Genomic DNA, 20,064 nt, shown 5'->3' on the forward strand with positions numbered 1-20,064 from the left:
CAGCCGGTACGTCCGTCACGGGCCCCCTGTTGTTCCGGTTAACGACGGGTATGTGCCGCCGTCACGCGGGCCCGTGCCGACCGCCGTGCCGACTGTCCACCCGGGGTGGGTAACGTTGTCGGCGTGGCGCAGCAGGACGGGCCGGAGCCTCCCCCCAACCTCCCGGAACACCGCACGACGACCATGGAGAAGGGCCGGTTCTGCATGGCCCACTGCAGTTGCGGCTGGCGCGGCCCGGCGCGAAGAGCCAGAAGCCAGGCCCGCACGGACGCGGAGCAGCACGCGCTGCGTTGACGCCAGTGGCGGACGGTGTTCCGCCCGGGGCCGGACCGTGGAACCCTCGCTCCCACCACCCCGTCTCCCAGGACGGAACCACCGGGAGGCCCCATGGAACGGCGCACGATCCTCACAGCCGGCACGGCGGCGATCGCCGCGGCCGCGAGCCCCTTCACCACCGCCTGCACCCCGTCGGGCGACCGCTCCGCGGCCACGGCCGCCAACGCCTCGCGCACCACGACCACGTCGAGAGCCACCGCCGCCGGCTGGTCCGCCCTGGCCCGCGACCTCGACGGCCCCCTGGTCCGCCCGGGCGACGCCGACTGGCCCGCGGCCCGGCAGCTCTACAACACCCGCTTCGACAGCCTGAAGCCCGCCGCGGTCGCGTACGTGTCCCACCCGGAGGACATCCGCACGACCCTGGCCTACGCCCGCACCCACGCCCTGCGCGTGGCGATCCGCAACGGCGGCCACTCCTACGCCGGCTGGTCCTCCGGCGACGGCCGGCTGATCATCGACGTCTCCAAGCTCGGCCGCGTCCGGGCCTCCGGCACCACCGCGGTGGTCGGCGCCGGCGCCAAACTCATCGACGTCTACCGCGCCCTGGCCGCCAAGGGCGTCACGATCCCCGCCGGTTCGTGCCCGACCGTCGGTGTCTCGGGCCTCACCCTCGGCGGCGGCCACGGCGTGGTCTCCCGCGCCTACGGCCTGACCTGCGACAGCCTCACCCGGGCCACCCTGATCACCGCCGACGGCAAGCAGCTCACCGCCGACGCCCGGGAGAACAAGGACCTCTTCTGGGCCCTGCGCGGCGCCGGCAACGGCAACTTCGGCGTGGTCACGGAGCTGCACTTCAGGACCCACCCGGCCCCGCAGGGCGTCTCGGCGTACCTGTCCTGGCCCTGGTCCAGGGCGGCCGCGGTGGTGAAGGCCTGGCAGGAGTGGGGGCCGTCGCAGCCCGACGAGATCTGGTCGTCCCTGCACCTGGCGAACGCCGCGGGCGGCACCCCGACCGTCTCGGTCGCGGCGTTCTCCCTCGGCACGTACGGCGAGCTGAAGAACGCCGTCGACCGCCTGGCCGACCGCGTCGGCGCCCCGGCCCGCAGCGTCTCCCTCAAGCGCCGCTCGTACGAGGAGTCGATGGAGGTGTACGCGGGCTGCTCCTCGTTCCCGACGGACGCGCAGTGCCATCTGCCGGGCTCGACCCCGGGGCGTTCCCCGAAGGGCGCGCTGGGCCGCGAGACGTACGCGGCGGCGTCGGACTTCTTCGACCGCTCCCTGTCCACGGCCGGCATCCGCACGCTGCTGGCGCAGATCGGGTCGGTGCGCGGCGGCACGGGCAGCATCGCGCTGACCGCCCTCGGCGGAGCGGTCAACCGCGTCTCCCCCACGTCCACGGCGTTCGTCCACCGCCGCTCCCGCATGCTGGCCCAGTACATCGCCGCGTGGCGGGCCGGCACGAGCGGTGGGACGGCCCGCGACTGGCTGGCCTCCGCCCACAGGTCGATGCGCCCGTACGCCTCGGGGGCGGCTTACCAGAACTACACCGACCCGACGCTGACCGACTGGCGCAAGGCGTACTACGGCGATGCGGCCACGCGCCTGACGAAGCTGAAGAAGCAGTACGACCCCGACCGCTTCTTCACGTATCCCCAGGCGCTGTAGGGCTGTTACGCGGCGAGGTCCCGCTCCGAGGCCCGCTCGCTGCGCGCCTCGGGGATCACCGTGTCCTCTCCTGACGCCCGCCCTCTGCTGCGCACCAGCCACCCCACCCGGGGCGAGCGCTCGACGGCCTTGACCACCGGGGTCAGCAGGGCCATGGCGAGCGGCGACAGCAGCAGCGCCACGGCCGTGCCCAGCGCGAACCCGCCCACGACGTCCGTCGGATAGTGCACGCCCATGTACACGCGGATGAACCCGCCGAACAGCGCCAGCACGAGCCCGATGAGCCCGAACTTCCGGTTGGCGACGAACAGGCCGACCGCCAGTGCCATGACGATCGTCGCGTGGTCGCTGACGAACGAGTAGTCGGTCTTGCCCTGGACGAGCACGTCGAGCCCCTGGTGGTCCAGGAACGGCCGGGGCCGTTCCACGAACCCCCGGATGGGCACGTTCACCAGCACGGCGACCCCGGCGGCCAGCGGCGCCCAGACCAGTGCGGCCACGGTGGAGGCCGCGTCCTCGTCGCCCCGCCGCCGCACGGTCCACCAGCACCACACCACGAGCAGGACGATGGCGAGCAGCAGCCCGTACTCACCGACGTACTCCATGACGCGGTCGAACCAGGCCGGCGCGTCCTTGGCCAGGCCATTGATGTCGTACAGCAGGTCGACGTCAGGGTTCGACCCGGAATCGGCGAGTCCAGCCATGGCGCTGCGGCCCCTTCGTCGTCTCTCCCGGCGCACTTGTGCGTGCGCCGCTCCTGCCACCCCCGTGGTTGTAGATCCGCTTCCGCTGCACGCGTGCGTGACGCGCGCCGAATGAACGTCTGCTCGGCTACGTCACCAGGAACGCATGGTCCCCGTCGATCCGTTCCACACTCCACCGAATGATCACGCAGACGTTATCGAAGAGAGATACGTCGTCGCAGCTCAGGGGGTGGGTTCACACACGGTTCACACCGTCGTGGGCAGTGCTTTCGCGCCATCTTCGGTGACGCGGGTGGCTCCGAAGTAGTCGGGGGTGTCGATCGGGTCGAACCGGATGACGGCACCGGTCCGGGGCGCGTCGATCATGTACCCGCCTCCGACATAAATGCCGACATGCCGGATGGCACGGGAATTGGTGAGGTCGTCCGAGAAGAACACGAGGTCGCCGGGGAGCAGTTCGTCCCGCGAGGGGTGCGGACCGGCGTTGTACTGGTCGTTGGCGACGCGCGGCAGCTTGATGCCCACGCTCGCGTAGGCGGCCTGGGTCAGTCCCGAGCAGTCGAAGCGTCCGCCCTGCTCAGCGGTGCCGGTACCGCCCCAGAGGTAGAGCGTGCCGAGCTTCTTCTGCGCGTACTCGATCGCGCCTGCGGCCTGCTCGGAGGGGTCGACCCGCCCGACCGGCGCCGCGAAGCTCTCCGAGAGCGTCGTGATCCGCTTCACGTAGTTCCGGGTCTCGCTGTACGGCGGCACGCCCCCGTACTTGATCACCGCGTACGCCCCCGCGTTGTAGGCGGCCAGCATGTTTTCGGTCGGATTCCCGCCAACCTTCTTCACGTACGACGCGAGTTCGCAGTCGTAGGAGGCGGCGGAGGGGATCGCGTCCTTCGGATCCCACACGTCACGGTCGCCGTCGCCGTCGCCGTCGATGCCGTGACTGGCCCACGTTCCGGGGATGAACTGCGCTATGCCCTGCGCGGCGGCGTGGCTCTGGGCCCTGGGGTTGAAGCCGCTCTCCTGGTAGAGCTGCGCGGCGAGCAGGGCCGGGCTGATGGCGGGGCAGAGATTGCCCCACTTCTGCACGAGGGCCGCGTACGCGGCGGGCACCGATCCTTTGGCGAGCGATTTCGCCCCGCCGCCCACGCCGTTGACCAGGTTTCCGGCGACGAGGTAGACCCCGACGACGAGCAGCATCACGAAGGCCAGGGCGGAGCTGATGGCGACACTCGCCACGATCCATGCCTTACGCACCGTCAACCGCCCCTCGCTGCCCAGGAGTCCGTTGGTCAGTGTAGAGGCGGCCGGCTCACCCGGGAATGATCACGGGGAGGGGAGTCGGGGCGGACGGAGGAACGGGCCACAGCACGGGCAGCACGGCGAGAGCACGGTGGTTCCGGCCGGGCGCACGGGTTCACGGCCCGTCACGGATTTGCCGCCTGCTTCACGTCCCGTCACGGATACGCCGCCTGCTTCACTCCCGGTCACGGATACGCCGCCGCCTGCTCGTACAGCCGCCGCGCCTGCGCGCCGAGGACCACGCTGTAGGAGACGCCGGAGGTGGTCCCGCCCTGGTCGTGCCCGCCGAGGACCCCGACGACCTGCCCGTCCCCGTTCACCCAGGGGCTGCCGCTGGTGCCACCGCTGAACCCGGGGCACGCGATGCGCTGCTGGGTGCGGCTGAGCGCGTGCGGCTCGGCGGTGCAGCTGACGGCCGTCTCGCGCGCGTCGGGATACCCGGTGACGGTCACCGCGGTGGCCCCGGTCGCCGTGCCCGTGACGAACCGGTTCCCGCCGACGGCGTCCTGGACCTCCTCCCCGCCCCGGGGCGCGACCGCGGCGAATCCCACGTCGCTGTCCTCGTCCCGCCCGGCGGCCCACCCGCGGGCCAGGAACCGCCGCCGTACCGTCCACTGCCCGTAGGGCGCACGTCCGTCCCGGTACCCCGGCACGAAGACCAGCCCTCCGCCACCGCCCAGGCAGTGCGCCGCGGTCACGATCAGATTCCGGTGCGGGGCGTCCACCACGGACGCCGTACAGAAGTGCCGTCCCCCCGCGGCGGGCACGAGCACCCCGACCCGGGCGTCCCGCGCGGTGACGGTCACCCCGAGGGGCCCGCCACCGTCGTCGGCGGTGGCGACGGACACGGTGAGGAGGGCGACGAGCATGACGACGACGGCCAGGACGCGCTTCACCGGGGGGACTGTGCCGGACGAAGGTGAGAGGAACGTCAGATGCCTGCCTGCTCGTCCTGGGCGAGCGGGAAGTGGGTGCCCGTCAGTTCCTCCGAGACCCGCCACAGCCGCCGGGCCGTCAGCGGATCGCCGGCGGCGCGGGAGCGCCCCACCAGGGTCGGGGCCCCGCGCATCTCGCCCAGGCCGTCGGGACCCACGTAGCTCGCGCCGGGGAGGTCCTCGGTGGCGGCGTAGAGGGTGGGGAGGGCGCCCGCGCGGTCGTCCTGCGCGAAGAACCTGTTGCCGAGGCGCATGAAGGCGCGCAGCACCGGGCTGGCCGCGTGGCTCTGGAGGTTGGTCGCCGCGTACCCGGGGTGTGCGGCCAGGGCGCGGACCGGGGAGCCCGACTCCGTGAGGCGGCGCTGGAGTTCCAGGGTGAACAGCAGGTTGGCGAGCTTGGACCGGGCGTAGGCGCGCTGCGGGGTGTAGTTCGCCGCCAGGTCCAGGTCGTCGAAGTCGATCCTCGCGCCGCCCCAGCGGTGGGCGCCCGAGGAGACCGTGACGACGCGGTCGGTGATGTGCGGCAGCAGCAGGTTCGTCAGGGCGAAGTGCCCGAGATGGTTCGTGCCGAACTGCATCTCGAAGCCGTCCTTGGTGCGCTGTCTGGGCAGCATCATCACGCCGGCGTTGTTGACGAGGAGGTGCAGCGGCCCCTGCCAGGCCTCGGCGAAGGCCCGCACGGAGGCCAGGTCCGCCAGGTCCAGCCGGCGCACCTCGGTGCTGCCGTGGACGGCCGCCGCCGCGGCCCGCCCGCGCTCGGTGTCCCGTACGGCGAGGACGACGTGCGCCCCCGCCCGGGCGAGCGCGTCGGCCGCGGTGAGGCCGATGCCGCTGTTGGCGCCGGTGACGACGACGGTCCGCCCGCCGAGGTCGGGCAGGCGGTCCGCGCTCCATGTCCCGCCGCTCTGGGTGTTCGTCTTCTCAGCCATGACCCGAATGTAGGCGCCGTCAACAATGCTGTCAATGACAACAATGATGGCATCGCCAACATCGGGATACGATGGTGCGCATGCCAGCCAGCCGCCCGGCGGAGAGCCGCCCCTACCACCACGGAGACCTGCGCTCCACCCTGCTCGCCGGCGCGGAACGCACCCTGCGGGAGAAGGGGACCGGCGCGCTGTCGCTGCGCGAGCTGGCCCGGGAGGCGGGCGTCAGCCACGCCGCGCCCGGCCGCCACTTCAAGGACAAGCAGGCCCTGCTCGACGCCCTGGCACTCGTCGGCTACGACCGGCTGGGCCAGGCCCTGTCGGCCGCCGACGACCCCGCCCTCCCCCTGGAGCGGCGGCTCACCGTGCTGGCCCGGGCCTACCTCGCGTTCTCGATCGACAACGCCGAGCTGCTGGAGCTCATGTACGCCCGCAAGCACGAGCCGGACGCCTCCGAGCAGATGGCCGCCGCCGTCGACCGGACGGTGGGCTCCCTGGAGCGGGTCATCGCCGACGCCCAGGAACGCGGCGAGATCGTCGCGGGCGACCCCCAGCACCTGACCCTGCTGACCGGCGCCACCCTCCAGGGCATCGCCTCCTTCGCGGCGGGCGGCATGCTCGCGCCCGAGGCGGCCCTCGACGGCATCGAGGAGTTCGTCCACCTCCTCCTGCACGGCCTCAAGCCCCGCTGATCCCGGCCTCCGGGGTCAAGCCGCACCCATCGCCCGGCCATCGGCCCGTCAGCGATCAGTAAGCCCTCAACCTCCTTCAGCAATGCGGAGGTCAGGATTCCGAAACTCGTCTTGTTGTCACGTACCCAACAAGCGATCGTCGTCGCGGGTCGCCGCCCCCGCCGGGAAACGCACCGGCGGTTCCCCCACCCGCAGGCCTCTGCCCACCACTGCCAGGAGGCTGTACCTTGCGCACGACACCGCACAACACCCTCTCCACACACCGCAGATGGCGCCGCACGCTCTCCGCCGTCACCGCAACCGCCGCGCTCCTCCTCACCGGCCTCGCCACCGCCGCCCAGGCCCAGGCCGCCGCGGACACGAGCACCTCCAAGGTCACCTGGACCCGTTCCTGCGCCCTGCCCCGCCACCAGGACGAGATGGCCTGCAACGCCCTGCGCGTCACGGGAGGCGTCACCGCCTTCCAGAAGCAGCACGGCATGTCGGCGAAGACCGCCGAAGCCACCTCCCCCTCCGGCTACGGCCCCACCGACCTGCGCAGCGCCTACGGCCTGGCCTCCGCCGCCACGAGCAACGGCTCCGGCCGGACCATCGCCATCGTCGACGCCTACGACGACCCGAACGCCGAGTCCGACCTCGCCGCCTACCGCTCGCACTACGGCCTGCCCGCCTGCACCACCGCGAACGGCTGCTTCAAGAAGGTGAGCCAGACCGGCTCCACCACCGCCCTCCCCACCGCCGACAGCGGCTGGGCCGGCGAGATCTCCCTCGACCTCGACATGGCGAGCGCGGTCTGCCCCAACTGCCACATCACCCTCGTCGAGGCGAAGTCGGCGACCATGGCCAACCTCGGCACCGCCGTCAACGAGGCCGTCGCCCTGGGCGCCAAGTACGTCTCCAACAGCTACGGCGGCGGCGAGTCCTCCTCCGACGCCTCCTACGACTCCGCCTACTTCAACCACCCGGGCGTCGCCATCACCGTCAGCGCGGGCGACGCCGGCTACGGCGCCGAGTACCCGGCCGCGTCGAAGTACGTGACGGCCGTCGGCGGCACCAGCCTCACCGCCTCCTCCACCGCCCGCGGCTGGACCGAGAGCGTCTGGCGGACCAGCAGCACCGAGGGCACCGGCTCCGGGTGCTCCGCCTACGACACCAAGCCCGCCTGGCAGACCGACACCGGCTGCACCCGGCGCATGATCGCCGACATCTCGGCCGTCGCCGACCCGGCGACCGGCGTCTCCGTCTACGACACCTACGGCGCCGACGGCCAGGGCTGGGCCACCTACGGCGGCACCAGCGCCTCCGCCCCGATCATCGCAAGCGTCTACGCCCTCGCGGGCACCCCGTCCACCGGCTCCTACCCCGCCGAGTTCCCCTACGCGAACACCTCCGCCCTGAACGACGTCACCAGCGGCAGCAACGGCAGCTGCACGACCAGCTACTTCTGCACCGCCCGGACGGGCTACGACGGTCCGACCGGCCTGGGCACCCCGGAGGGACTCGGCGCCTTCACCGGCTGACGCCTCCCGGACGGTGACAGACCGTCACCGAAGAACGCCACCGGGGCCGTGGGGGCCCGGGGTCGGCCGAAGACGAAGGGGCCGCGGCAACCCAGCCGCGGCCCCTTCGCCGTGCCGGGTAGCCTTCACCCCGGGAACACCGGCGCGACCACTCACCCGATCAGCCGTCAGAAACAGCCCACAAGGGTGAGAAAGACCGCAAGAGGGCACAACGACGGAACCACACACCAGGTTCCGCTCCGACCTCATTGCCCGGCGTGACCTGCCGTGATACACAGAGTGACCATACGATCCTTCGCACACCACCCGTCGCCTCCCCTAGGGGCGGGAGCGGAAGGGTGGCAAGGTATTCGTACGAAACCCGCCAATCAATGACGCCAAGTCGACATCCGACAGCATCATTGTCGGCGAGAATGAGGCCTGACCTCTGCACGACCGCAGAGGATGCGGAACTACCCAACAGGGGCGGTGACTTACATGCTCTTTGCGGCCGACAAGGGAGACATCAACACCATCATCGGCGGGATCGCTCCGGACTGGGGCCCCTTCGGCAGCCTGGGCAACGAGGCGAAGGTGATGATCGAGGTCGTGATGGCGGTGGCCATCCTGCTCTGCCTCGGCATCGCCATCTGGGGCGCCGCCAAGCAGCGCATCGGAGCGACCGCCCTGCGCGACACCTTCAGCGCGGAGCAGGGCAAGGGCCTCATCATCGCGGGTCTGACGGGAGTCTTCATCATCGGCTCACTCGGCACGCTGTTCACCATCGTGTACGGCATGGCCGTGTAGCCCGGGCACCGACCGCCCGGCCGGGCACGCCCGGCTCCCTCTCCATCCCACCCGCCCGTCGTGCCCACCGGCTGAGGTTGCGTTTCCCTGATGTCGAGTCACCACACCGCGCCCGCGCGGGAACCAGCACGGCTACCGTCGTACGAGGAGTATGAGAAGTACGACCGGTACGAAGTGTTTCCGCACGACGTGGAGGGGGCGCACGCGGCATGAGTCTCGGTGACGACCACGAGTCCTCCGGCGGTTACGGCGGCACGGGCCACACCCGCACCCGCCTGCCCGACTCCGGCGACGCCTTCGGCGACCCCCGCCGCCGCTCCTCCTCGCGCAGCCTGGTCACGGTGGTCGGCGTGGTGGTCCTCCTGATCGCGGCGATCGCCTTCGCGAACCGGGGGGACGGCGATGCGTCCTCCTCGACGGAGGGTTCCGCGGGCAAGCCGGAGACGTCGGCGACGGCGCCCTCCGGTAAACGCCCCGTCACGGCCAAGTCGGCCGCAGGCATCCCGTCGGGCTTCGCCCAGGACCAGGAGGGTGCGGAGAGCGCCGCGGCGAACTACGCCGTCGTCCTCGTGTCAGCCGACATCCTCAAGCCCGCCCGGCGACCCGAGATCGTCCGCCAGGTGTTCGACGCCGGCAAGGTCCCCGAGCTGGAGAAGAACCTCGACCGGGTCTACAGCAAGGCGTTCCTGGAGAAGGTCGGCCTGGACGCGAACGGCGACGCGCCCAAGGGCAGCACCTACGTCTCCCGCACGATGCCGGTCGGCACCAAGGTCACCGACTTCTCGGGCAGCACCGCCACCGTCGAGGTCTGGTGCACAGGCGTGTTCGGGATGACGGGAGAGAGCTCGCAGAACCCGGTCACCAACGACTGGTTCACCATGACCCTCCAACTGCGCTGGGCCGACGGCGACTGGAAGGTCGACAGCTTCTCCCAGAAGGAAGGCCCCGCGCCGGTCAACGGCGACAACAGGGTGTCGACGTCGGAGGCCATCTCCAAGGCCGTCGAGGAGTTCGGAGGGTTCACGTATGCCCGGTAGCCCGCGCCGCGCGGTCAAGGTCGCCGCAACCCTCACCGCCGTGCAGACCGCCCTGGTCCTGTTCGCCACCCGGGCGGCAGCCGCTCCCACCCCCTCGCCCAGCCCCAGCAACGACAACTGCTCCCTGCTCTCCGGCCGGGCCCGGGAAATCTGCGAGGGCGACACCGGCAGCGGATCCGGCAGCGGAACCTCCCGCCTCGACCCCACCTCCACCCTCGACCCCCTCTCCTCCCTCGCCAAAGGCTGCGCCGACGCCGCCTCCTGGACCGTCGACAAGCTCAGCGAGGCCGTGAAGGAGACCGCCAACGTCGACTTCACCAACCCCAAGTTCCTCCAGCAGTACGCCGTCGTCTTCGCCGCGTCGACGATCCTCACGCTCCTGCTCTGGCTCCTGGCCGTCGCCAAGCGAGCCGTCCGCGGCGTGCCCCTGACCACCGCCCTCTCCGAAGCCATCGGCTTCCTGTGGCTCACGGTGCTGGCCTCCGCCTTCACCCCGCTGATCCTCTACACCGTCGTATCGGCCACCGACGGCATCACCGAGGTCCTCGCGAAAGCCACCGGCGACCAGACCGACGCGTTCTTCGGCACGTTCTCCGAGGCCCTCAAGAAGGGCGAGGACATCGGCGGCGGCCCGATCATGCTGATCGTCGTCTCCCTGGTCAGCATCCTCGCCGCCGGCGTCCTCTGGCTGGAGCTCGTCATCCGGGCCGCCCTGCTCTACGTCGGCGCCCTCCTCGGCACCGTCGTCTACGCAGGCCTCGTCGACAAGAACCTGTGGGGCCACGTCCGCCGCTGGGCCGGCATCATGATCGCGGTCATCCTCATCAAGCCGGTCATCGTCATCGTCCTCGGCCTCGCCGGCGCACTCTCCGCCGACGACGGCCCGAACGCCTTCTCCGCCGTCGTCTCCGGCCTCGCCATCATCCTGCTCGCCATCTTCGCCAGCGCGATGATCTACCGCTTCGTCCCCGGCTTCGGCGACGAGATCGCCGGCTCCCGCAACAACCGCCTCATGCAGGGCGCCGAGAGCAAGGCCGCCGCGGTCATCAGCTCCCCGGCCACCCTCGTCGCGCAGGGCATCAAGACCCACAGCTCCCGCGCCGACAACAACGGCGGAGGCGGCCAGTCCGCCGCCCCCCGCCCCAGCAACCCCGCCTCCGGCGGAGTCGCCGCGCACAGTGGGCGCACCTCGAACGGCGGCGGCGGATCTGTCCCCTCCGCCGCACCCGCCCCCCGTTCGAGCAGCCCCGTCAACACTCCCCACGCCAGCAACACCCGCAACAGCAGTACCAACCGCACGGGAGGTGAAGGGCGTTGACGACCGAGTCCCACGTGTCCCATCCGGTCACGCCCCGCCGGACATACCTGATCGGCCGCGCCCGGCCGAACGCGATCATCGGCCGCAACCGCGAGACCGGCGAGATCGCCCTGATCGTCGTGGGCGCGTTCCTCGGCATGATGTGCGGGCTCCTCGTCCCGGTGCTGTCCCTGCGCATCGTGCTGCTCGCCGGGTTCCCGATGCTGGCGCTGGCCGCGGTGTACGTGCCGTACAAGCACCGCACGTTCTACAGGTGGTTCGAGATCAACCGCAGCTACAAGCGGACCCTCAAGCAAGGCACCACCTACCGCTCCACCGCGATCGAGGCCGGCACCCGGCTGGACGGCAAGGAGATCGAGGTCGGCCCGCCCCCGGGCATCGGCCGCATCACCTGGCTGGCCGCCCCCTTCGGCCCCGACGAGATCGCCGTGCTCCTGCACGCCGACCGCAAGACCGTCACCGCCGCCATCGAGATCGAGGGCCCCGGCGTCGGCCTGCGCGACAGCGAGGACCAGGAAGCCCTCGTCGACCGCTTCGGCACCCTGCTCAAGCACGTGGCCAACGGCGACGGCTTCGTCACCCGCCTCCAGATGCTGGCCCGCACCCTCCCGGCCGACCCGGACGCCCACGCCAAGGACGTCGCCGTCCGCGGCGACGACAAGGCCCTGCCATGGCTCCAGGAGTCCTACGACCAGCTCCAGTCGATGGTGTCCACCAGCAGCGAGCAGCACCGCGCCTACCTCGTCGCCTGCATGCACTACACGCGCGACCTCGCCGCCGAGGCGGGCGCCATGGCCCGGGCGGCCCGTGCCCACGGCGGCAAGGTCGACCGCGACGCCGGACTCGCCGTCGTCATGGCCCGCGAGCTCACCGACATCTGCTCGCGGCTCCAGGAGGCCGACATCCGCGTCCGGCAGCCCCTCGGTCAGGGACGGCTGGCCTCGCTGATCCACTCCATGTACGACCCGGACCACCCCATCGACCACATCCAGGCGATGACCAAGCGCAACGCCTGGCCGGCCGAGCTCGACGCCATGGAGCCCACCTACCTCCAGGCCAAGACCCGCGAGTCCTCCACCCGCGCCCCCTGGTGCCATGCCACGGCCTGGGTGAAGGAGTGGCCGATGACCCCCGTCGGCGTCAACTTCCTCGCCCCGCTGCTCGTCCACACCCCGGACGTCATCCGCACGGTCGCCGTCACGATGGACCTCGAACCCACCGAGGTCGCCATCGAGCGCATGCTGACGGAGAAGACCAACGACGAGGCCGAGGCCTCCCGCGCCGCCAAGATGAACCGCACGGTCGACCCGCGCGACATCGCCGCCCACTCCCGGCTCGACCAGCGCGGCGAGGACCTCGCCAGCGGCGCGGCCGGCGTCAACCTCGTCGGCTACATCACCGTCTCCTCCCGCAACCCCGACGCGCTCGCCCGCGACAAGCGCACGATAAGGGCCTCCGCGGGCAAGTCGTACCTCAAGCTGGAATGGTGCGACCGCGAGCACCACCGCGCCTTCGTGAACACCCTTCCCTTCGCCACCGGCATTCGGAGGTAGGACCTGATGCGGGACCCGCTGTCCGTCCTCACCGACGCCTTCACCTCCTTCCTCTTCGGGAAGGTCGAGACGACCAGGCTCCCGGTGCGCACGTCCACGGGCCAGGCCCAAGCGGTCTACCTCCCGACCGCCGCCCCCGGCCTCGGCGACTCCGGCGTCATCATCGGCCGCGAGGTGTACTCCGGAAAGGGCTACATCTACGACCCCTTCCAGCTCTACGGCCAGCAGCTCCCCGCCCCCCACTGGCTGGTCCTCGGCGAGTCCGGCAACGGCAAGTCGGCGCTGGAGAAGACGTACGTGCTGCGTCAGCTCCGCTTCCGCGACCGCCAGGTCGTCGTCCTGGACGCCCAGGGCGAGGACGGCGTCGGCGAGTGGAACCTCATCGCGCAGGAGCTGGGCATAACTCCCATCCGCCTGGACCCGATGGCGGCCCTGGACATGGGCATCCGCCTCAACCCGCTCGACCCCGCGATCACGACGACGGGCCAGCTGGCCCTGCTCCGGACGATCATCGAGGTCGCCATGGGCCACGGCCTGGACGAACGCTCCGGCTTCGCCCTCAAGGTCGCCCACGCCTACGTCAACGAGACCATCGTCGACCGCCAGCCGGTCCTCACCGACATCGTCGAGCAGCTGCGTCACCCCGAGCCCGAGTCGGCCGAGTCGATGAACGTCGCCATAGACGACGTACGGGCCTGGGGCCTCGACGTCGCCCTGGTCCTGGACCGCCTGGTCGACGGTGACCTGCGCGGCATGTTCGACGGCCCGACGACGGTCGGCATCGACCTGGACGCCCCGCTCATCGTCTTCGACCTGTCCCACATCGACCGCAACTCCATCGCCATGCCCATCCTCATGGCGATCGTCGGCGTGTGGCTGGAGCACACCTGGATCCGCCCCGACCGGAAGAAGCGCATCTTCCTCGTCGAGGAGGCCTGGCACATCATCAACAGCCCCTTCGTCGCCCAGCTGTTCCAGCGCCTGCTGAAATTCGGCCGACGCCTGGGCCTGTCCTTCGTGGCGGTGGTCCACCACCTGTCGGACGTCGTGGACGGGGCGGCCGCCAAGGAAGCGGCGGCGATCCTCAAGATGGCCTCGACCAGGACGATCTACGCCCAGAAGGCCGACGAGGCGAGAGCCACGGGCCGGGTCCTGGGCCTGCCCCGCTGGGCGGTGGAGATCATCCCGACCCTCACCCCCGGCATCGCCGTCTGGGACGTCAACGGCAACGTCCAGGTCGTCAAACACCTCGTCACGGAGACCGAACGCCCTCTGGTCTTCACCGACCGCGCGATGACCGAGTCCTCCGCGGAACTGGCGGACGACGCCCTGCACGCCGCCGAACTGGAGGCGGAGGAACGGGCCGCGGCCTTCGTGGAGCACCACCTGGGCGACTCCGAATCGACGGTGGCGTAGGCGCAAGGGGAGGACGCGTGAGACCGGACGACCGCCACACCCAGCGGGACGGCCAGGGAGGCATCCCCGACGGCCTGCTGGTCGGCATACTGGCGTTCCTCCTCGGCATGACCGTGCTGGTGTGGACGGCCACCGGCCTCGCCGCCCTGTTCGCCCACGGCTCCTGGCCGTCCGGCGTCACCTTCGCCCGCACGCCCCTGGCCATGCGCGGCCTCATCGCCCAGCCCCACGACATCCCCGGCGCCTGGCCCGAGACACCCCCGGGCGAACTCTCCGGCTACGGCCTGTTCTGGGGCCTGTTCATCGGCCAGCTGATGATCCTGGTCGTCCTGACGGTGTTCGTGATGGGCACGCTGGCCCGGTGGCGGGCGGTGCGGGCGAGGAACCGGGAGAACAGGATCCGGGCGGCGGAGGAACGGCCGGCACCGACGCCGCACGAGGTACCGGCGGCGGCTCAGGAGCACACATCCACAGCAGTGCAGCACGAGGTCCCGACACCTCGCCGCTCGGCATCCGATCCCGCGAGCCCTCCGGGTCCGCCGGCAAGCCCTGCCGACCGCCCCCACCCGACGGCGACCGCCACCCCACCCCCGGCTGCCGTCCCCGCGACCCCGGCATCTCTGTTCGGGCAGGAACGCCTGGGCGGGTGGGAAAAGATCTTCGTGGCCCCCAGGGAAACCCGCCGAACCACCGCCACCCAGGCCGTACGCGACGCGGAAGGCCCCGCCCTCGTCGTCACCTCGAACCCCATCCTCTGGCAGGAAACCAAGGACGCCAGAGCCAAACTGGGCCCCACCCACCTCTACGACCCCACCCACCTCTGCGACACCCCGTCCCGGCTCCACTGGTCCCCCACAGCCGGCTGCGAGGACAAGGCGACGGCAACCACGAGGGCCACCGCCCTCCTCACTCCTGTCCGCCCCACCGCCAAACTCGATCAGGCCCTCAGCGACACAGCCGAGATACTCCTGCGCAGCTACCTGCACGCCGCGGCGATCGACGGCCGCACCATCCGCCATGTCCACCGCTGGTCCCAGGGCACCCAGATCCAGGACGCCGTACGCATCCTGCGCACCAGCCCCAAGGCCGCCCCCGGCTCCGCGGGCGAACTCGAAGGCGCTCTCACGGCCCACCCCGAACGCCGCGACATGGCCCAGCAGCTGACGACCCGTGCGCTGGCCGCCCTCACCACGGTCAATATCCGCGAGGCCTGCACTCCCAACCGAACTGATGCCCTTGCCTTGGATTCCTTCGTCCACGAAGGGGGCACGCTTTATGTGGTGGGGGAATCCATCGAGGACCCCAGGACGAATCCGGGCGCGATGCCCCTCCTGACGGCCCTCGTCTCCAGCGTGGTCGAGCGCGGCCGGCACATGGCCGAACGGTCATCGGCCGGTCGCCTCGACCCACCAATGACGCTCGTCCTGGACGACGTCGCGGCCGTGGCCCCGCTTCCCCAGCTTCCGGAGCTGCTGGCCACCGGAGCGGACCGGGGCATGCCGACCCTGGCCCTGCTCCGGTCCCGCGAACAGGGCCGCGCCCGCTGGCCGCACGACGAACTTCCCGTCTAGGGCCCGTCACTCCCGTTCGAGCACGAACTCCAGCTCCAGCTCACCGGCATCCCCCAGCGGCACCGTCACCCCGCTCGGCAGGAACCCCACCCGCCGGTAGAACCGCTGCGCCCGCCCGTTCTCCTCGTGCACGATGAGCCGCACGCGCTCAAGACCCCGCCCCCACGACCACTCCAGGGCCGCGTCGAACAGCACCTCGGTCAGCCCGCTGCCGCGCTCCTCGGGCCGTACGAACACGCCGACCACATGCCCCTGCTTCCGCTCCACCGGAAACCCGGCCCAGTCCGTCGTCCCGGGTTCCTCCACGAGCACGGTCAGCGTCGCCACCCACCGCCCGTCCGGCCCCTCGGCGATGATCTGCTGCGCCCTGTCCGCCCCTTCGGCGGCCCCCGCGGTCCGCTCCTGCCAGAAGGCGTCCGGCCGGGCCGCCGCCTCCTCGTACGTCTCCAGGAAGGCCAGGTGCGCCACCGGGTCGCGCAGCGCCGCGAGCCGCAGCTCCTTCGCCGCAGGCCACTCATCAGCACGGACGGACCGGATCACATAGCTCATACGGCCACGGTAGTACCCGGGTACGACGCCCCTCACCCCGATTACCCCGCCGGTCCGACGCCCACAGCCCCCGCACGCACGAGCATCGAACCATGCTGACGGCACACGAACTCACCAAACGCTACGGCGACCGGACGGTCGTCACGGACCTGTCCTTCAGCGTCCGCCCCGGCACCGTCACCGGCTTCCTCGGCCCGAACGGCGCCGGCAAGTCCACGACCATGCGGATGCTCCTCGGCCTCGACGCCCCCACCCGCGGCCACGCCACCGTGGGCGGACGCTCCTACGCCGCCCACCCCGCACCCCTCACCGAGGTCGGCGCCCTGCTGGAAGCCCGCTCGGTCCACCCCGGCCGCACCGCCTTCCACCACCTGCGCGCCCTCGCCCACACGCACGGCATCCCCCGCGCCCGGGTCGACCACGTCCTCGGCCTCACCGGCCTGACCGACGTCGCCCACCGCCGCGTCAAGGGCTTCTCCCTCGGCATGGGGCAGCGCCTCGGCATCGCCGCCGCCCTCCTCGGCGACCCGGCCACGCTCATCCTCGACGAGCCGGTCAACGGCCTCGACCCGGAGGGCGTCCTGTGGATCCGCAACCTGCTCAAGTCCCTCGCCGCGGAGGGCCGCACGGTCCTCGTCTCCTCCCACCTGATGAGCGAGACGGCCCTCACCGCCGACCACCTCGTCATCATCGGCCGCGGCCGCCTCCTCGCCGACACCACGGTCACCGACTTCGTCCGCGACTCCGGCGCCGCCACCACCAAGGTCGTCACCCCGGACGCCACCGCCCTCGCAGGCCACCTGGCCGCACCCGGCGTCGACATCACCACCGACACCCCCGGCACCCTCCACATCCGCGGCACGGACGCCCGGCACGTCGGCCGCACCGCAGCCGCCCACGGCATCCCCCTCTACGAACTGACCCCGGGCGTCGCCTCCCTGGAGGAGGCCTTCATGGACCTCACCCGCGACGCGCTGGAGTACCCGGCGACCCTGGAAGGAGCAGCGGCATGACCACGGCGACCCTCCCCTACCGCGTGACCCCGGCCCGCGTCCTGCGCTCCGAGTGGCACAAGCTCTGGACCCTGCGCTCCACCTGGATCACCCTCGCCGTCACGAGCCTCCTGACCGCCGCGATGGGCGCGGGCCTCGGCGCCGCCTACGACGGGTCCGGCGAAGGCGGCATGGACCCCGTCATGTTCGCCCTGCTCGGCACCCAGTTCGCCACGATCAACCTCGGCGTGCTGGGCATCCTGGCCACCGCCGGCGAGTACTCCACCGGCCAGATACGCGCCACGATGACCGCGGTCCCCCGCCGCCTGCCCGTCCTGTGGTCCAAGGCCGCCGTCCTGGCCGCGGTCGTCCTCCCCCTCACCCTGGCGACGAACCTCCTCACCTTCCCGCTGGCCCAGTCCTTCCTCACCGGCACCGACCTCTCCGCCTCCCTCGGCGACCCGGGCGTCCTGCGCGCCCTCGCGGGCAACGCGGCCGGCCTCACCCTCCTCGCCGTCCTCGCCCTCGGCATCGGCGCCCTGCTCCGCTCGTTCCCCATGGCCATCGGCGCCTTCATCGGCCTCGTCATGGTCCTCCCGGAGATCCTGGCCATGCTCCCGTACGCCTTCGTCGACGACGCCGTCCGCTCCTTCCCCGGCAAGGCCCTCGAAGCCCTCACCACGGCCCAGCCCCAGCCCGGAGCCGCCTCCCCGGGCGCCTCCCTGCTGGCGATGCTCCTGTGGACGACGGCCGTCCTCGCGGTGGCCGCGGTGGTCCTGCGCCGCAAAGACGTATGACGCCCGGCACCGGACCCCTCACGATGGACCCCGTGACGGAAAACCGGGCGCCGGAGCCCCTCACCGCATACGCCCAGCGCCTGACCCACAAGGTGCGCGCCTTCGACCGGCGCCACCCGCTGCTGTGGGACCTCCACTTCACCGGCTTCTGGGTCACCGCCGCCCTGATCGACTACGCGGGCGGCGGCTGGCGCAACAACGCCCATCACCTCGACGTCCCCGGCTGGCTCCTCCTGACCCTGAGCCTCGGCCTGTCGGCCCCGCTCCTGTGGCGCCGCACCCACACCGGCACGGTCCTGGCCGCCATGGCCCCCTTCGCCCTCGTCAACGCCTGGACCGGCGCCGCCCTCCAGGCGGCCCTGCTCCAACTGGTCCTCGTCTACCACCTGGCCCTGCGCCGCCCGCTGCGCAACCTGTGGTGGGCGACGGCCCTGGTGATCGCCCCGGTCCTGGTGTCGGCCGTCCGCCACGGCGAGGGCACCTGGGACCAGCAGATCGGCTCGCACCTGATGTCCATCACCGTGGCCGCCCTCATCGGCGCCACGGTCCGCACCCGCCGCGACTACACCGAGGCCCTGGAGGACCGCGCCCGCCGCCTGGAGACCGAACGCGACCAGCAGGCCCAGCTCGCCGCCGCCGCCGAACGCGCCCGCATCGCACGCGAGATGCACGACATCATCGGCCACAACCTCTCCGTCATCACCGGCCTCGCCGACGGCGGCCGGTACGCGGCCGCCAAGTCCCCCGAGCGCGCGGCCCAGGCCCTCGACGCCATCGCCACCACCAGCCGCCAGGCCCTCACCGAACTCCGCCGCCTCCTCGACGTTCTGCGCGAGGAAGAGCGGCACCAGGCCGACCTGACCCCCCAGCCGGGCCTCACCGACCTCGACCGGCTCCTCGACGGCGTACGCTCCGCCGGCCTCCCCGTCAGCACCACCACCCACGGCGACCCCACCCTCCCCCCGGGCCGCCAGCTCACCGTCTACCGCGTCATCCAGGAAGCCCTCACCAACACCCTCAAACACGGCGGCCCCCACGCCACCGCGGAGATAGAGCTCTCCTACGAGGAGAAGTCCGCCGTGACCGTCACGATCACGGACACCGGCCACGGCAGCAGGCCCGACGGGACCTCCCGGGACGGCCGCGGCCTCCCCGGAATGCGCGAGCGAACGGCCCTGTACGGCGGCACACTTGAGGCCGGCCCCCGCCCCCACCCGGAGCGGGGCTGGCGTGTCCGCCTGTCTCTCCCGGAGGAGTCCCCGCAGTGACCACGGTCCTCATCGCCGACGACCAGCCCCTTCAGCGCTTCGGCTCCCGCATGCTGCTGGAGAGCCAGGACGACATGACGGTCGTGGGCGAGGCGGCGAACGGCAGCGAAGCGGTCCGCCTGACGGCCGAGCTCCACCCCGATGTCGTCCTCATGGACATCCGCATGCCCGGCCTCGACGGGATCGAGGCGACCCGCCGCATCACCGCCGCCGGCGACCGCACCCGCATCCTGATCGTCACCACCTTCGACCTGGACGAGTACGCCTACGCCGGACTCCGCGCGGGCGCCTCCGGCTTCCTCGTCAAGGACGCCCAGCCCGAGGAACTCCTCGCCGGCATCCGAGCCGTGGCCACGGGAGACGCGGTGGTCGCCCCCAGCCTGACCCGCCGCCTCCTGGACGCCTACGTCCACCACCTGCCGGCCGGTCCCTCGTCGGAAGCCCTACCTCAGGAGGACCCGCGTCTCGCTTCCCTGACGGACCGGGAACGCGAAATCCTCACGGTCATCGGCAAGGGCTGGACCAACACGGAGATAGCCACGCGTCTCCACCTGACCGAGTCGACGGTGAAAACACACGTGGGACGTATTCTCGCCAAGACCGGCTCCCGCGACCGCATTCAGGCGGTCATCCTGGCGTACGACACCAAGCTCGTTCAGACGTCCTGAAACGCAGAAAACCCCCGCATCCGAAGATGCGGGGGTTTTCCCAAAAATTGTTCGGCGGCGTCCTACTCTCCCACAGGGTCCCCCCTGCAGTACCATCG

The 20,064-nt window shown here is 71.4% G+C and carries 19 protein-coding genes; 14 read left to right on the top strand and 5 right to left on the bottom strand.

The window, feature by feature from the left end:
* Positions 1 to 123 precede the first annotated feature (123 nt).
* Positions 124 to 294, top strand: coding sequence for a hypothetical protein (locus OO68_RS46380; RefSeq protein WP_157852767.1), 171 nt, complete (start codon positions 124 to 126; stop codon positions 292 to 294).
* A gap of 93 nt (positions 295 to 387) precedes the next feature.
* Positions 388 to 1,941 carry an FAD-binding oxidoreductase gene (locus OO68_RS30530; RefSeq protein WP_033312381.1) on the top strand — a complete coding sequence of 518 codons (1,554 nt, stop codon included), beginning with the start codon at positions 388 to 390 and terminating at the stop codon, positions 1,939 to 1,941.
* A 5-nt stretch (positions 1,942 to 1,946) separates the two neighbouring features.
* Here the strand turns inward: OO68_RS30530 and OO68_RS30535 are convergent, their stop codons facing one another.
* From OO68_RS30535 to OO68_RS30550, 4 genes are all read right to left on the bottom strand, one after another.
* Positions 1,947 to 2,645: a phosphatase PAP2 family protein gene (locus tag OO68_RS30535; protein WP_033312382.1), complete on the bottom strand. Its 699-nt coding sequence runs from the start codon at positions 2,643 to 2,645 to the stop codon at positions 1,947 to 1,949.
* A gap of 246 nt (positions 2,646 to 2,891) precedes the next feature.
* Positions 2,892 to 3,836: a bifunctional lytic transglycosylase/C40 family peptidase gene (locus OO68_RS30540; protein ID WP_245237222.1), complete on the bottom strand. Its 945-nt coding sequence runs from the start codon at positions 3,834 to 3,836 to the stop codon at positions 2,892 to 2,894.
* A 287-nt stretch (positions 3,837 to 4,123) separates the two neighbouring features.
* Positions 4,124 to 4,834, bottom strand: coding sequence for a trypsin-like serine peptidase (locus tag OO68_RS30545; protein ID WP_033312383.1), 711 nt, complete (start codon positions 4,832 to 4,834; stop codon positions 4,124 to 4,126).
* A 35-nt stretch (positions 4,835 to 4,869) separates the two neighbouring features.
* Complete coding sequence (locus tag OO68_RS30550) at positions 4,870 to 5,802, bottom strand: oxidoreductase (RefSeq protein ID WP_033312384.1); 933 nt, start codon at positions 5,800 to 5,802, stop codon at positions 4,870 to 4,872.
* 71 nt (positions 5,803 to 5,873) lie between these two features.
* Between OO68_RS30550 and OO68_RS30555 the strand changes: the two genes are divergently transcribed.
* The 8 genes from OO68_RS30555 (at position 5,874) to OO68_RS30590 (ending at position 15,692) form a co-directional block, all read left to right on the top strand.
* On the top strand, positions 5,874 to 6,491 hold the full coding sequence (locus tag OO68_RS30555; protein ID WP_051814861.1) for a TetR/AcrR family transcriptional regulator: 618 nt from the start codon (positions 5,874 to 5,876) through the stop codon (positions 6,489 to 6,491).
* A gap of 227 nt (positions 6,492 to 6,718) precedes the next feature.
* Positions 6,719 to 8,011: a S53 family peptidase gene (locus OO68_RS30560; RefSeq protein ID WP_033312385.1), complete on the top strand. Its 1,293-nt coding sequence runs from the start codon at positions 6,719 to 6,721 to the stop codon at positions 8,009 to 8,011.
* A gap of 477 nt (positions 8,012 to 8,488) precedes the next feature.
* Positions 8,489 to 8,797: a DUF8827 family protein gene (locus OO68_RS30565; protein WP_003991275.1), complete on the top strand. Its 309-nt coding sequence runs from the start codon at positions 8,489 to 8,491 to the stop codon at positions 8,795 to 8,797.
* A gap of 209 nt (positions 8,798 to 9,006) precedes the next feature.
* Positions 9,007 to 9,834, top strand: coding sequence for a DUF8175 domain-containg protein (locus OO68_RS30570; protein ID WP_033312386.1), 828 nt, complete (start codon positions 9,007 to 9,009; stop codon positions 9,832 to 9,834).
* Positions 9,824 to 11,152 carry a hypothetical protein gene (locus tag OO68_RS30575; protein ID WP_033312387.1) on the top strand — a complete coding sequence of 443 codons (1,329 nt, stop codon included), beginning with the start codon at positions 9,824 to 9,826 and terminating at the stop codon, positions 11,150 to 11,152. Before OO68_RS30570 ends, OO68_RS30575 begins: the two co-directional genes overlap by 11 nt.
* On the top strand, positions 11,149 to 12,705 hold the full coding sequence (locus OO68_RS30580; protein WP_033312388.1) for an SCO6880 family protein: 1,557 nt from the start codon (positions 11,149 to 11,151) through the stop codon (positions 12,703 to 12,705). Before OO68_RS30575 ends, OO68_RS30580 begins: the two co-directional genes overlap by 4 nt.
* A gap of 6 nt (positions 12,706 to 12,711) precedes the next feature.
* Positions 12,712 to 14,121, top strand: coding sequence for an ATP-binding protein (locus OO68_RS30585; protein WP_033312389.1), 1,410 nt, complete (start codon positions 12,712 to 12,714; stop codon positions 14,119 to 14,121).
* A 17-nt stretch (positions 14,122 to 14,138) separates the two neighbouring features.
* A complete protein-coding gene (locus OO68_RS30590) occupies positions 14,139 to 15,692 on the top strand; it encodes a type IV secretory system conjugative DNA transfer family protein (RefSeq protein ID WP_033312390.1) in 1,554 nt (517 codons plus the stop codon).
* Positions 15,693 to 15,698: 6 nt separating this feature from the next.
* Here OO68_RS30590 and OO68_RS30595 read toward each other — a convergent pair whose 3' ends face one another.
* Positions 15,699 to 16,241 (bottom strand): GNAT family N-acetyltransferase, encoded by a 543-nt coding sequence (locus tag OO68_RS30595; protein WP_033312391.1) that lies wholly within the window; start codon positions 16,239 to 16,241, stop codon positions 15,699 to 15,701.
* 92 nt (positions 16,242 to 16,333) lie between these two features.
* On the opposite strand from OO68_RS30595, the gene OO68_RS30600 reads away from it, so the two are divergent.
* The 4 genes from OO68_RS30600 to OO68_RS30615 are packed head-to-tail and all read left to right on the top strand — an operon-like array spanning position 16,334 to position 19,966.
* Complete coding sequence (locus tag OO68_RS30600; RefSeq protein WP_033312392.1) at positions 16,334 to 17,254, top strand: ABC transporter ATP-binding protein; 921 nt, start codon at positions 16,334 to 16,336, stop codon at positions 17,252 to 17,254.
* Positions 17,251 to 18,030 carry an ABC-2 transporter permease gene (locus OO68_RS30605; protein WP_033312393.1) on the top strand — a complete coding sequence of 260 codons (780 nt, stop codon included), beginning with the start codon at positions 17,251 to 17,253 and terminating at the stop codon, positions 18,028 to 18,030. Before OO68_RS30600 ends, OO68_RS30605 begins: the two co-directional genes overlap by 4 nt.
* Positions 18,031 to 18,053: 23 nt before the next feature.
* Positions 18,054 to 19,298: a sensor histidine kinase gene (locus OO68_RS30610; protein ID WP_033312431.1), complete on the top strand. Its 1,245-nt coding sequence runs from the start codon at positions 18,054 to 18,056 to the stop codon at positions 19,296 to 19,298.
* Complete coding sequence (locus tag OO68_RS30615) at positions 19,295 to 19,966, top strand: response regulator (protein WP_033312394.1); 672 nt, start codon at positions 19,295 to 19,297, stop codon at positions 19,964 to 19,966. Before OO68_RS30610 ends, OO68_RS30615 begins: the two co-directional genes overlap by 4 nt.
* The last annotated feature ends 98 nt before the right edge of the window (positions 19,967 to 20,064 follow it).

Source organism: Streptomyces iakyrus, assembly GCF_000717055.1.
Classification (GTDB): domain Bacteria; phylum Actinomycetota; class Actinomycetes; order Streptomycetales; family Streptomycetaceae; genus Streptomyces; species Streptomyces iakyrus.